The 12070-nt window shown below is 61.7% G+C and carries 15 protein-coding genes; 9 read left to right on the forward strand and 6 right to left on the reverse strand.

Annotated elements, in window-relative coordinates; all coding sequences use genetic code 11:
• Positions 1–180: 180 nt before the first annotated feature.
• The 9 genes from HKD46_RS04535 to HKD46_RS04575 all read left to right on the forward strand — a co-directional run bounded on the left by HKD46_RS04535 (position 181) and on the right by HKD46_RS04575 (position 7857).
• Complete coding sequence (locus tag HKD46_RS04535) at positions 181–543, forward strand: transcriptional regulator (RefSeq protein ID WP_010675859.1); 363 nt, start codon at positions 181–183, stop codon at positions 541–543.
• Positions 544–909: an SFCGS family glycine-rich protein gene (locus HKD46_RS04540; protein ID WP_010675860.1), complete on the forward strand. Its 366-nt coding sequence runs from the start codon at positions 544–546 to the stop codon at positions 907–909.
• Entirely contained in the window at positions 909–1205 is a 297-nt protein-coding gene (locus HKD46_RS04545) for a DUF4312 family protein (protein WP_041211841.1), read from the forward strand. The genes HKD46_RS04540 and HKD46_RS04545 overlap by 1 nt, the downstream gene beginning before the upstream one ends.
• A gap of 25 nt (positions 1206–1230) precedes the next feature.
• A complete protein-coding gene (locus HKD46_RS04550; protein ID WP_010675862.1) occupies positions 1231–2007 on the forward strand; it encodes a DUF4311 domain-containing protein in 777 nt (258 codons plus the stop codon).
• Between the two features lie 11 nt (positions 2008–2018).
• Complete coding sequence (locus HKD46_RS04555) at positions 2019–2669, forward strand: DUF4310 family protein (RefSeq protein ID WP_041214029.1); 651 nt, start codon at positions 2019–2021, stop codon at positions 2667–2669.
• A gap of 201 nt (positions 2670–2870) precedes the next feature.
• A complete protein-coding gene (locus HKD46_RS04560; RefSeq protein ID WP_053288088.1) occupies positions 2871–4010 on the forward strand; it encodes an amidohydrolase/deacetylase family metallohydrolase in 1140 nt (379 codons plus the stop codon).
• A complete protein-coding gene (locus HKD46_RS04565) occupies positions 3994–5109 on the forward strand; it encodes a DgaE family pyridoxal phosphate-dependent ammonia lyase (RefSeq protein WP_171864963.1) in 1116 nt (371 codons plus the stop codon). Before HKD46_RS04560 ends, HKD46_RS04565 begins: the two co-directional genes overlap by 17 nt.
• The gene (dagF, locus tag HKD46_RS04570; RefSeq protein WP_171864964.1) at positions 5109–5849 is read left to right on the forward strand and encodes a 2-dehydro-3-deoxy-phosphogluconate aldolase; all 741 of its coding nucleotides are present in this window, start codon (positions 5109–5111) and stop codon (positions 5847–5849) included. Before HKD46_RS04565 ends, dagF begins: the two co-directional genes overlap by 1 nt.
• A gap of 103 nt (positions 5850–5952) precedes the next feature.
• Positions 5953–7857, forward strand: a complete 1905-nt coding sequence (locus HKD46_RS04575) for a transcription antiterminator (RefSeq protein WP_103858762.1) — start codon at positions 5953–5955, stop codon at positions 7855–7857.
• 15 nt (positions 7858–7872) lie between these two features.
• Here HKD46_RS04575 and npr read toward each other — a convergent pair whose 3' ends face one another.
• The 6 genes from npr to lptB form a co-directional block, all read right to left on the reverse strand.
• Positions 7873–8145: a PTS phosphocarrier protein NPr gene (npr, locus tag HKD46_RS04580; RefSeq protein WP_010675868.1), complete on the reverse strand. Its 273-nt coding sequence runs from the start codon at positions 8143–8145 to the stop codon at positions 7873–7875.
• Between the two features lie 20 nt (positions 8146–8165).
• Positions 8166–9032 (reverse strand): RNase adapter RapZ, encoded by an 867-nt coding sequence (gene rapZ, locus HKD46_RS04585; RefSeq protein WP_010675869.1) that lies wholly within the window; start codon positions 9030–9032, stop codon positions 8166–8168.
• A 40-nt stretch (positions 9033–9072) separates the two neighbouring features.
• Complete coding sequence (gene ptsN, locus HKD46_RS04590) at positions 9073–9519, reverse strand: PTS IIA-like nitrogen regulatory protein PtsN (RefSeq protein ID WP_103858763.1); 447 nt, start codon at positions 9517–9519, stop codon at positions 9073–9075.
• Between the two features lie 2 nt (positions 9520–9521).
• Positions 9522–9809, reverse strand: a complete 288-nt coding sequence (gene hpf, locus HKD46_RS04595) for a ribosome hibernation promoting factor (protein WP_005305957.1) — start codon at positions 9807–9809, stop codon at positions 9522–9524.
• 20 nt (positions 9810–9829) lie between these two features.
• Entirely contained in the window at positions 9830–11269 is a 1440-nt protein-coding gene (locus HKD46_RS04600) for an RNA polymerase factor sigma-54 (protein ID WP_171864965.1), read from the reverse strand.
• A gap of 65 nt (positions 11270–11334) precedes the next feature.
• Positions 11335–12060, reverse strand: coding sequence for an LPS export ABC transporter ATP-binding protein (lptB, locus tag HKD46_RS04605; RefSeq protein WP_010675872.1), 726 nt, complete (start codon positions 12058–12060; stop codon positions 11335–11337).
• Positions 12061–12070 lie beyond the last annotated feature (10 nt).

The raw sequence follows: 12070 nt of genomic DNA on the forward strand, positions 1-12070 counted from the left end.
CCACCGATCACACTCCCTTGCCGCCAGTCCGCTCCTTTCCTCTTCTTGATCGCCAAAAGGGCTTCTTTTGATGCCTTTCCCTCCGGATTTCCACTTCGAATCGGAAAAAACCTGCCTCCTCCCGCACTCTCCTCCGCTTTATGGTGATCCCATCTTTTCTGCCAGCCTGGAGAGCAGACCTTGAACACCGACACCCATGACGCCCCCCTGACCCCGGACAGCCCGGCACTGCTGCGCAAGACCGACCTGACCCTGGCCCGCATTCACAACCTGCTGGCGGATCAGGGCATACGCCCCAACGACGTGCAGCAGCAGATGCTGGCCTCCCACGTCAAGGCCATGGTGTGGCGCTCCTACAGCGGGGAATCCCTGCCGGAGGTCGACCTCAGCCTGTTCGAGGAGATCTCCCCCCTCTCCCTGCGCCTGGCCGAACAGGTCGTCGCCTGGCTCGACCGCCTCGCCTACGAGGAGGCGCACCTCTTGTCCGTCCATTTTGAAGTGGCCAAAGAAAACGAACTCAGCTCAGTAAAAGGAGAAAGCTAAATGACTGCCATCAAACTCGTGATTGGAGATCGTCTCGGCAAGGGTCAGAAAGTGGGGGCGGGCGCAGAAGCCGCCGGCGCCACCGTGACCGTCATCCCCGGCATGGCCGCCGACATGAAGCTCGGTGATGTGATGAACAAGGAGCAGGCCGACCTTGGCATCTCCTTCTGCGGCAGCGGTGGCGCGGGCGCCATCACGGCCCAGACCAAATACGGCTACAAGTGCCGCTACGGCATGCGATCCATCGAGGAGGGTGTCACCGCCATCAACGAGGGGTGCGTGGTACTGGGCTTCGGCTTCATGGACAAGGAAGAGCTGGGCCAGAAGCTGATCGAAGCCTTCGCCAAGAAACACGGACGCGCCTGATGAAAGAGCACTTCACCACCCGGATCACGGTCAACGGCAAGGGGGCGACTCGCCAGCAGGCGTTCGCCGCCGCCCTCAGCCAGGTGCAACCCAGCCTGCTCAAGGAGAGCCCCAAGGTGATGCTGCGCATCGAACCCCTCGAGGTCGAGGTGCTCGAGGCCGAGGAGTCGGTACGGGTGGAGAAGTTCCTGTTCTTCTTCCTGCCACGCCAGCGCCACGAGTTCCGGGTCCGGCTGGCGATCACCGTCAAGGTCACCAGCCTGGATGTCGACAAGGTGGATTTCACCCGGGCCTGACCCCACAACCAAAAGGACAAGTTGGATGTTTCTAATCATTTTGATGAAGTCACTCATCATCGGCGGCCTGGTAGGCGTCGGGGTGGGGGCTGGCGCGGCGCGGATGTTCCACGCCCCGACCGTGCAGGGGATGGGCGCGTTCCGTACCCTGGGCGAGCTCAACTCCTGCGAAGGGGACCCCGCATCCCACTTCTCGTTCGGTCTGGGCTTCTTCTTCAACGCCTGGGCCTCCACGGTCGCGGCCGGCGCCTTCACCCAGGACGTGGATCACCGCATCCTGCCGAACTGGGGTGCAGCGGCCCTGATGATCAAGAACCGGGATCTCGCCACCACCCTCCATGATCCCAAAAAGATGGCCATCGCCTGCGGCATCATTGGTGCCATCGTGGTCGCCTTCCTCAACAGCACGGCCGCCGCCGTACCTGCCGCCCTGCAGGTGACCGCGGTCAAGGTGCTGGTGCCCGCCGCCAACCTGCTGGTCAACACCGTCATGCCGGTGATCTTCTGGCTGGCCGCCATCGAGGCAGGCAAGAAGTCCGGCTTCTGGGCCACCATCTTCGGTGGTCTGGCCCAGCTCATCATGGGCAACGCGGTACCAGGCCTGGTGCTTGGCATCCTGATCGGCAAGGGGGTGGAAGAGAGCGGCTGGAACCACGTCACCAAGGTGATGATGAGTGCCATCGTCCTGTTGTTCGTGCTGAGCGGCTTCTTCCGCGGCTTTGACATGAAACTCATTGAATCCTTCCACCTGGGCGTTCCCCTGTGGCTGGAAAACGTCCACAACCTCATGAGCGGCAAATAAGGGTGCACACCATGGATGAGAAACTGAGAAACAACTTCTGGTATGCCGACTGGTCCTTCCCCATCTTTGTCGGTCTGCTCTCTTCCGGCGTCTTCGCCGGTACCCACATGTTCTACCTCTACGGGGTCGGCGCCTTCAACGAGGTGGCCTTCGTTGCCATGCTCAAGGCCGGCATGGACACGGGGGCCTATGGTGCAGTCGCCGCCTTCGGTGCCAGCTTCCTGTTCGCCCGCATCATCGAGGGCTCCCTGGTGGGGATCCTCGACATCGGCGGCGCCATCCAGACCGGAGTCGGCCTCGGAGTACCCGCCCTGCTGCTGGGGGCCGGCATCATCTATCCGGTGGAAAACTTCACCGCTTCCCTGATCACCGGCATGGGGATTGGGATGGCCATCGGCTACGTGATCATCCTGGCGCGCAAGTTCACCATCAACCAGAGCAACTCCACCTACGGGGCGGACGTCATGATGGGGGCTGGCAACAGCTCCGGCCGCTTCCTCGGTCCCCTCATCATCCTCTCCGCCATGGGCGCCTCCATTCCCATCGGGATAGGCTCCCTGCTGGGTGCCCTGCTGTTCTACATCTGGGAGAAGCCCATCACGGGCGGCGCCATTCTGGGGGCCATGCTGTTCGGGACCTTCTTCCCCATCGCCCTGGCTTAATCCAAGGCCGTCTCTTGGGCGGCATTCAAGAACCTGTTTGCGCTCTGCCGCGAAAGGTCGTCAGCAAGGTGAAGAGCAGCGCAGGGGCCGGAGCGTATGGATAGACGTGAGAACTCCTGGTTACAAATACGCGAGCAGCACATGAGCCTTGGAAGCGGCCTCGCAGTAAGAGCACAAGCAGGCTCCAAGAGGGATATCAGCATGTACGACATGATCATCAGGGCGGGACGCCTGGGAAACGGGCAGCTTGTCGACGTCGCCATCAAGCATGGCAAGATAGCGGCGCTGGGTTCGCTGCCAGAGAGCACGGAGGCGAAGCATACCCTCACTCTGGGCGGGCAGGTCCATGTGAGCGCAGGCTGGATTGACGGCCACACCCACTGCTACCCCGCCTCCCCCATCTATCACGATGAGCCGGACAAGGTGGGCGTGGAATCCGGCGTCACCACCGTCATCGACGCCGGCAGCACCGGAGCCGACGATGTGGACGACTTCCAGCGTCTCGCCGCCACCTGCAAGACCCGGGTGCATGCCCTGCTCAACATCTCCCGCATCGGTCTGCTGCGTCAGAACGAGCTGGCGGATCCGGCAGACATCGATCCCGTCCTCGCCCAAGCGGCCATCCGGCGCCATCCCGGCTTCATCGTCGGCATCAAGGCGCGCATGAGCGGCAGCGTGGTGGGTGAAAGCGGTCTGCAACCCCTGCGCATGGCCAAGCAGATCCAGCAGGCCAATGGCAACCTGCCACTGATGGTGCACGTGGGCAACACGCCGCCGGATCTGGACGAGATCGTCGCCCTGCTGGGGGAGGGCGATCTGCTGACCCACTGCTTCAACGGCAAGCCCAACCGCATCCTGACCCCGGCCGGCGAACTGCGCCAGGCGGTGCGCGAGGCGATGCGGCGAGGACTCTTGCTCGACATCGGCCATGGCGGTGCCAGCTTCAGCTTCGAGGTGGCAGAGCTGGCCATTGCCCAGGGCATCCTGCCCCACACCATCAGCTCAGACATCTACTGCAAGAACCGCATCAAGGGGCCCGTCTACAGCCTTGCCCACGTGATGTCGAAGTTCTTCGCCATCGGCATGACCCTGGAGCAGGTGCTCGCCTGCGTCACTCACCAGGCCGCCGATGCCCTGCGCCTGCCCGGCAAGGGGCGACTCGAGATGGGCGCCGATGCAGACATCACCCTGTTCGAGGTGAGCTGCGGCCCCACTCTCTTTACCGATACCGAGGCCGGCGCCCGCAGCGGTGACCGGCAACTGCTCCCTCTCGCCGCCCTGGTGGGCGGCGAACTGGTTCTGACTCACTACGGGAAATCACACCATGCCTTCTGTGTATGAGAAATACCGGCTCAAACCGGTGATCAACGCCTCCGGGCGCATGACCATTCTCGGCGTCTCCACCCCCGAGCAGGGGGTGGTCGACGCGGTCAACTTCGGCCTCGGCCACTACTTCGAGGTGAAGGATCTGGTCAACAAGACCGGCGCCTACCTGGCCGAACTGCTGGGTGTTGAAGATGCGGTAGTGGTCTCCTGCGCCAGCGCCGGCATCGCCCAGTCGGTGGCCGCCGTGCTCGTGCGCGGCGACCCCTATCGCCTCGAGCAGTTGCATGCTCATGCCCACGACGTGCCGAGCGACATCGTGCTGCCCAAGGGCCACAACGTGAACTTTGGTGCCCCCGTCGGCACCATGGTCAACCTGGGGGGCGGCAGGGTGGTGGAGGCAGGCTACGCCAACGAGTGCTCACCCGCCCAGCTGGCCGCCGCCATCAATGCCAATACCGCCGCCATCCTCTACATCAAGTCCCACCACTGCGTGCAGAAGAGCATTCTGTCGGTGGCCGAGGCGGCCGAGGTGGCCAAGGCCCACAGGATCCCGCTCATCGTCGATGCAGCGGCCGAAGAGGATCTGCGTCTCTACTACAACCAGGGTGCGGATCTGGTCATCTACAGCGGCGCCAAGGCCATCGAAGGGCCCACCAGCGGCCTGGTGCTCGGCAGACGTCAGTATGTGGAGTGGGTCAAGCAGCAGGCCAACGGCATCGGCCGTGCCATGAAGGTGGGCAAGGAGGGGATCCTCGGCCTCACTCACGCCATCGAACGCTATCTGGCCAAAGAGAAGGAGAGCGGCGCCGCCATGGTCGCCAAGATGACCCCCCTCATCGAGCGCCTCAACCAGCTGCCCGGCGTCACCGCCAAGGTGGTGTGGGACAGCGCGGGGCGCGACATCGCCCGCACCGACATCACCTTCGACCACCAGCAGATCGGCATGACCACGGCGGAAGTGGTCTCCCGTCTGCAACAGGGTACCCCCGCCATCTACTGCCGCAGCTACAAGGCCAACGAGGGGCACATCGAGATAGACGTGCGCAGCGTCACCGTGCCCCAGCTCGACCAGATCCACTCCGCCATTGCCCACCTCGCTCAGGAGAACAACTGATGTCTCTTACCCCCAATTACTACCGCGATCGGGTCTGCCTCAACGTGCTGGCAGGTTCCAAAGAGAATGCCGTCGACATTTATGAGGCTTCCGAGGGCCACGTCCTGGTCGGTGTGCTCTCCAAGAACTACCCGGACATTCCCTCTGCCGTCGCCGACATGCAGGCCTACGCCAAGCTTATCGACAACGCCCTCTCCATCGGGCTGGGAGCAGGTGATCCGCGCCAGTCCGCCATGGTGGCCGAGCTGGCCCGCCAGTTGCAGCCTCAGCATGTCAATCAGGTGTTCACCGGGGTCGGGGCCAGCCGGGCGCTGCTCGGTCAAGCTGACACCCTCGTCAATGGCCTTGTCTCCCCCACCGGCATCCCCGGCATGGTGAAGATCTCCACTGGCCCCCTCAGCGCACAGCAGGCTGACGGCATCGTCCCCATCGACACCGCCATTGCCCTGCTCAAGGACATGGGCGGCAGCTCGGTCAAGTTCTTCCCCATGGGGGGACTCGCCTGCCGCACCGAGTATCAGGCAGTGGCCGAGGCCTGTGCCCGACACGGCTTCTGGCTGGAGCCCACCGGCGGCATCGATCTTGAGAACTTCGAGGAGATAGTGCGGATCGCGCTGGAGGCAGGAGTCGAGAAGGTGATCCCCCATGTCTACAGCTCCATCATCGACAGCGAGAGCAGCCAGACCCGGCCGGAGGATGTGCGTACCCTCCTCGCCATGGTGAAGGCACTGCTGGCATAGCAACCCCACAGGCACCGGTCCGATCACTGGGCGGTGCCTGGCTTGTTAATGACCCCCTTGTTAACATCGACCCACCATGCGCGACAGGAGTCCTCACCCCCTCATGACCAAGCTGCCCCACCCCAGACTCCAGCAACTGCTCGCCCTGCTTCACGCCGAGCCTCTGCCACAGGAGGAGCTGGCCCGCCGTCTCAATGTTTCCACCCGCACGGTGCGTACCGACGTGGCGACCCTGAACGAGCTCATTGCCACCCGGGGCGCCCACCTGATCCATCAGCGGGGCAGCGGTTACCAGCTCAAGATCTACAATCAGGGACTGTTCGATGCGCTGCTGGCCGCCCAGGGGCAGGAGAGCCCTCTGCCTCGCACCAGCCGCGAGCGGGTGCTGCACCTCCAGGTCTTGCTGCTGACGGCGGAACAGGGGATCAAACTCGACGAGCTGGCGGACACTTGGTATCTAAGCCGGGCGGCTTTACAAGGGGACATGACGGAGGTGCGGGAGCGGCTCGCCCACTTCGGGCTCACCATCGACAGCAAACCCAGGGTGGGGATGCGCATTGCGGGAAGCGAGATGGCGATCCGCGCCTGCCTCACCCAACTGCTCTGCCAGGAGCTGCTGCACCAGCATCCGCTCCAGAGCCTGTTGCCCACCCTCTGCCCCAGCAAGACGCTGGAGGTAGTGGGCAACCACATTCACGAGCAACTCGGTCGCCATCAGCTGCGCCTGGCCGACGAGAGCCTGCAGCAAGTCACCGTCTACTGTGCCGTCGCCCTGCTTCGCCAGGCGTCTGGTCACGAGTTGCGCCAGTTTGCCAGCGACGACATCACCCCGCCCCTGGCAGTGGTGGCCCGCGACATCTATGCCGAGCTGCCGACCCTGACTTCACCGGGGCAGGAAGAGATCGCCTGTCTCGCCATCCAGATCCAGGCTCGCCTCACTGCAGAGACGCCCCTGCTCAGCCCGGCCATGGCGGCCGAGAGCGAGCAGCTGACGGCGCACCTGCTGGGTTACATCCACCAGCACTACCCCTATGACCTGCGCGGCGACCCGCAATTGCGAGCCGACCTGCAGACCCACATCGGCGCCATGCTGCTGCGGGTCAAATACCAGATTGGTAGCCACAATCCCCTGGCGGACCACATCAAGCAGTATTACCCCCTCGCCTACGACATCACCCTGGCGGCCATCTCTGAGTGGATCAGGCAGACCCCCTACCGATTGACCCACCACGAGATCGGCTACCTGGTGATCCACATCGGAGTCGGCCTGGAGCGCCACTACGACATCGGTTACACCCGGCGCCCCCAGGCGCTGCTGCTGTGCGATGCGGGCAACGCCACCTTCCGGGTGCTGGAAGCACGCATCCGGCGGGAATACCCCCAACTGCAGCTGACCACGCTGGAGTCGGTGCGGGACTATGAGGGACTGGTGCGAGTCGAGCAGGATTTCGTCATCAGCACCCTCAAGGTGAGCGAGAAGAATGCTCCCGTGGTACAGGTCTCCCCCTTCCCGACCCAATACCAGCTGGAGCAGCTCGGCAAGCTGGTGCTCGTCGATCGCACCCGTCCCTATCTGCTCGACAAGTATTTCGATGCCGACCACTTCATGGTGCTTGATGAACCCATCAGCCAGGGGATGCTGTTTGATCGCATCTGCAGCCAGCTTGAGGCGGAGGATCTGGTGCAGAGCGGATTCCGGGGATCCTTGCAGGAGCGGGAGCGGATTGTCTCCACCCTGCTGGGGGACGGCATCGCTCTGCCCCACTCCCTCGGCCTGCTGGCGCGCCGCACCCTGGTCTATACCGTGCTGGCCCCCCAGGGGATCGATTGGGGAAACGGCGAGAGCGCTACCCTCATCTTCGTGCTGGCCATCGCCAAGGCGGATTATGAGGAAGCCATGGGACTTTATGATCTGTTTCTGGCACTGATGAACGAAAAAGCCAGCAGAAGTCTGCTGGCTTGTCGGGATTTTGCCGCTTTCAAGGCGCTGGCTCGCAGCGCACCTTGAGCACGCCGAGGCGTATTACTCCTCATTGAAGCCCGAGGTGAACAGCGCCACCACGGCGGCCAGGGCCTCCACCTCTTCGGGGCCCTCCACCTGCACCTCCACCTGTTTGCCCTGGGCGGAGTCCAACATCAGCAGGCCGATCACGCTGTCCGCGTCGGCCTCGACTCCCTCTTCGTTGCGCAGCAGCACGTGGGCATCGAACCCCTGCACCAGCTCGAACAGCATCATGGCCGGTCGGGCGTGAATGCCTAACTTGTTTTTGACTTCTACCGAGGCGGAAACGGTCATCTGAGCATCCTGTGGATCTGTCAGGCGGGGTTTGAACGCTTGTCCAACGTGCGATGGCGGATCTGCACGTTCTTGCCAAGCAACCGGAATGCGCTGGCCAGCCGCTCGGCGATGAACACCGAGCGGTGTTGTCCGCCGGTACAGCCAATCCCGACGGTCACATAGCTGCGATTGTTGCGCTCCAGGTGGGGCAACCAGGTCCCCAGCATATTCTCGATCTGCTGGATGAACAGCATGACATCCGGCTGGCTGGAGAGGTAGTTGGCCACGGGCTCATCCTTTCCGGTGAAGGGCTTGAGCTCCGGGATCCAGTGCGGGTTGGGCAGGAAACGGGCATCGAACACGAAGTCCGCATCCTTGGGAATGCCGTACTTGAAACCGAATGACTCGAACACCAGCACCAGCTCGTTCTCTTTCTTGCCGAGCACCCGGGTTTTGATGAGCTCGCTGAGATCGTGAATGCTGAGGTTGGTGGTGTCGATGCGCAGGTCGGCGGTCGAGGAGAGCGGTGCCAGCAGATGGGTCTCTTCCCGGATCGCCTCGTCCAGCGAAAGCTTGTTGCGGGACAGAGGGTGCAGACGGCGGCTCTCACCGTAGCGTTTGAGCAGGGTCGCGTTGTCCGCATCGAAGAAGAAGCTCGAAAACTTGACTCGCCCCTCGTTGCGCACCTGGCTCAGCAGGTTCTCCAGCCTGTCTGCCTGGGCAGGCAGGTTGCGCACGTCGATGCTGACCGCCAGCTTGTCATACTGGCTCTCCACCGACACGATCAACTGGGGCAGCAGGTTGACCGGCAGGTTGTCCACGCAGTAGTACCCGAGATCCTCGAGCACCCTCAGGGCCACCGTCTTGCCGGAGCCCGAACGACCGCTTACTACTATTAACTGCATCTTGTCCCCTCACGCCAACGTGGCTGTGTCAGACCCGGCCTCAGGCCGACGTCATGATCTGATAGAGTTCTTCGTCGCTGGTCGCCTGGCGCAGCTGGCGGCAGACGGCCTTGTCAGCCAGTTTGGATGCCATCAGGGAAAGAGTCTTGAGGTGCTGCTTGCACTCGCTTTCCGGCACCAGCAATGCAAAGAGCAGGTCAACCGGTTGATTGTCGATAGAATCGAAAGGGATGGGCTCGGAGAAGGTCATCAACACGGCGGTCGGCGCGAAGGCGTCGTCAATCCGGCCGTGGGGGATGGCGATACCGGCTCCGATCCCGGTACTGCCCATCTTTTCTCGCGCCAGCAGGCTTTCAAACAGGACTTGGCGGGAAGCGCCGAGGCGCTCTGCGGCCAGTTCACTGATGATCTCGAGCGCGCGTTTCTTGCTGGTACAAGGGACCGCACTCTTGGTGCAGTCCCGACTCAGTATGTGTTCAAGTTGCATAGTTATTTTTGATTTAACTTATCTTTGTGCTTGATGATCTGCCGATCCAGTTTATCCAGCAGGGTATCAATCGCCGCATACATGTCGGCATGCTGCGAATTGGCGAACACCTCTCCCCCGCTGACATGCAGCTTGGCTTCGGCGATCTGGTTCAGTTTTTCGACGCTCAACACCACATGCACGTTGTTGATATGGTCAAAGTGACGCTCGAGTTTGGCAAATTTGTTGTTCACATAGTCACGCAGAGCTTCGGTAATCTCGACATGGTGTCCGGTCAGGTTGATTTGCATAACGTCTTCCTTTTGTTTGCCTAAACCAGGCGTTTGCGCTGATTGGATGGCGGGATCAACAAGGATTCACGGTACTTTGCGATCGTGCGTCTCGCCACCATAATACCCTGTTCGGCCAGCAAATCCGCGATCTTGCTATCACTAAGCGGCTTGGCGGGGTTCTCCGCCGTCACCAGCTTCTTGATGAGCGCACGAATAGCGGTCGATGAGCACTCTCCTCCTCCCTCCGTATTGACATGACTGGAGAAAAAAAACTTCAGTTCGAAGATGCCGCGGGGCGTATGCATGTACTTCTGGGTCGTGACCCGTGAAATGGTCGACTCATGCATCTCCACCGCTTCCGCGATGTCGTTGAGTACCATGGGTTTCATGGCCTCTTCGCCGTACTCGAAAAAGCCCTGCTGCTGCTCGACGATGCAGCTGGCCACCTTGAGCAGGGTGTCGTTACGACTCTCCAGGCTCTTGATGAACCACTTGGCTTCCTGCAAATGAGAACGGATGAACTGGGTATCCGTGCTGCTGCGAGCATTGCGCGCCATGGCCGCATAGGCCTCGTTGACACGGATGCGCGGAGCAGAGTCCGGATTGAGTTCAACCACCCACTTGCTGCCCTTCTTGACCACGGACACATCCGGGATCACGTACTGGGATTCACTCTGGATGATGCCGTTGCCGGGTCTGGGCTCCAGTTGCTGGATGAGATCCAGCATCTCCTTGAGATCGCTCTCCTTGAGGCGGGTCTTGCGAGCCAGGGTGCGGTAGTCGCGATTGCCGAGCAGGTCCATGTGTTCGCGGATCACCTCTCTGGCTTCGTCGAGCCAGGGCAGGTCCGGCGAATACTGGCCGAGCTGGATCAGCAGACACTCTTGCACCGAACGGGCGGCGATGCCGACCGGATCGAAATGCTGCACCCGCTTGAGCACGGCTTCGATCTCATCCAGTTCGACTTCTACCTCCTCGCTGCTGACTGCAGCCTGAATATCCTCGAGGGTGGCAGTCAGATACCCGGATTCGTCGATGGCATCGATGATGGCAAGGGCGATGGCCGCATCCACATCACTGAACGGGGTGAGCCGCATCTGCCACAGCAGGTAGTCTTGCAGGTTCTCGGTGGTCTCCCCCTGATAGACGCTGTCTTCCCCGTCATGGATGGGGCCTGCGCTCTGGGCCGTACCGGCCGAGTAGACCTCGTCCCAGGTGGTGTCCACCGGCAGTTCATCCGGCATGCTCTCCTGGGCCATGGCATCGCTGGAGTCGAGTTGACTGGCGTCCTGTGTCTCTGTCTGACTGGTTTCCTGCGCCTCGTTCTCCTCTTGCTCCAGCAAGGGGTTGTTGTCGAGCGCTTGCTGAATTTCCTGCTGGAGTTCCAGGGTGGAGAGCTGGAGCAGACGAATCGCTTGTTGTAATTGTGGCGTCATGGTCAGGGACTGACCGAGACGCAACTGTAATGTCGGCTTCATCTACGTCGGGATATCCTTATGTTCAGCGAGGCAGTCACCTAACAAAAATGAGGGGTGCCCCCTTACTATAGACTGAATTGATCGCCCAAATAGACGCGCTTGACCTGCTCATCGGCGAGGATATCGGCCGGCGCGCCCTCGGCAATCATCTTGCCGTGGCTGACGATGTAGGCCTTCTCGCACACATCCAGCGTCTCTCTGACGTTGTGGTCCGTTATCAGCACACCCAACCCGCGTTCTTTCAGATGCTGGATGATCTTTTTGATATCGATGACTGAAATAGGATCAACACCTGCGAAAGGCTCATCGAGCAGAATGAATCTCGGCTCTGCCGCCAGCGCCCGGGCGATTTCCACCCGGCGCCGCTCCCCACCCGAGAGGCTCTGGCCCAGGCTGTCGCGGATATGGGTGATATTGAACTCTTCCAGCAACTGTTCGACCTTATCCTCCCGCTCTTCGCGGCTCAACCCCTTGCGGGTCTGCATGACCCCCATCAAGTTGTCGAACACCGACAGGCGCCGGAAGATGGAGGCCTCCTGGGGCAGATAGCCGATGCCATTGCGGGCACGGATATGCATGGGCTGCAGGCTGATGTCCTGCTCGTCGATGGTGATGAGGCCGGCATCTCGCTGCACCAGGCCCACGATCATGTAGAAGGAGGTCGTCTTGCCCGCGCCGTTCGGGCCGAGCAGGCCCACGATCTGGCCCGTTCCCACCTCCAGGCTCACATCGCTGACCACCATGCGGCGCTTGTAGCTCTTTTGCAGACCCGTTGCTTTTAACACTGCCATGGCTGTTGTT

Source organism: Aeromonas sp. TW 6, from assembly GCF_013168745.1.
Lineage (GTDB): Bacteria > Pseudomonadota > Gammaproteobacteria > Enterobacterales > Aeromonadaceae > Aeromonas > Aeromonas caviae.

Excerpts from the sequence above, each read along its gene's own strand:
- rapZ (WP_010675869.1), bottom strand. The coding sequence starts at position 9,032 with ATGCAGTTAATAGTAGTAAGCGGTCGTTCGGGCTCCGGCAAGACGGTG.
- hpf (WP_005305957.1), bottom strand. The coding sequence starts at position 9,809 with ATGCAAATCAACCTGACCGGACACCATGTCGAGATTACCGAAGCTCTG.
- HKD46_RS04550 (WP_010675862.1), top strand. The coding sequence starts at position 1,231 with ATGTTTCTAATCATTTTGATGAAGTCACTCATCATCGGCGGCCTGGTA.
- HKD46_RS04565 (WP_171864963.1), top strand. The coding sequence starts at position 3,994 with ATGCCTTCTGTGTATGAGAAATACCGGCTCAAACCGGTGATCAACGCC.
- HKD46_RS04560 (WP_053288088.1), top strand. The coding sequence starts at position 2,871 with ATGTACGACATGATCATCAGGGCGGGACGCCTGGGAAACGGGCAGCTT.
- HKD46_RS04575 (WP_103858762.1), top strand. The coding sequence starts at position 5,953 with ATGACCAAGCTGCCCCACCCCAGACTCCAGCAACTGCTCGCCCTGCTT.
- HKD46_RS04600 (WP_171864965.1), bottom strand. The coding sequence starts at position 11,269 with ATGAAGCCGACATTACAGTTGCGTCTCGGTCAGTCCCTGACCATGACG.
- HKD46_RS04540 (WP_010675860.1), top strand. The coding sequence starts at position 544 with ATGACTGCCATCAAACTCGTGATTGGAGATCGTCTCGGCAAGGGTCAG.
- npr (WP_010675868.1), bottom strand. The coding sequence starts at position 8,145 with ATGACCGTTTCCGCCTCGGTAGAAGTCAAAAACAAGTTAGGCATTCAC.
- HKD46_RS04555 (WP_041214029.1), top strand. The coding sequence starts at position 2,019 with ATGGATGAGAAACTGAGAAACAACTTCTGGTATGCCGACTGGTCCTTC.
- lptB (WP_010675872.1), bottom strand. The coding sequence starts at position 12,060 with ATGGCAGTGTTAAAAGCAACGGGTCTGCAAAAGAGCTACAAGCGCCGC.
- ptsN (WP_103858763.1), bottom strand. The coding sequence starts at position 9,519 with ATGCAACTTGAACACATACTGAGTCGGGACTGCACCAAGAGTGCGGTC.
- dagF (WP_171864964.1), top strand. The coding sequence starts at position 5,109 with ATGTCTCTTACCCCCAATTACTACCGCGATCGGGTCTGCCTCAACGTG.
- HKD46_RS04545 (WP_041211841.1), top strand. The coding sequence starts at position 909 with ATGAAAGAGCACTTCACCACCCGGATCACGGTCAACGGCAAGGGGGCG.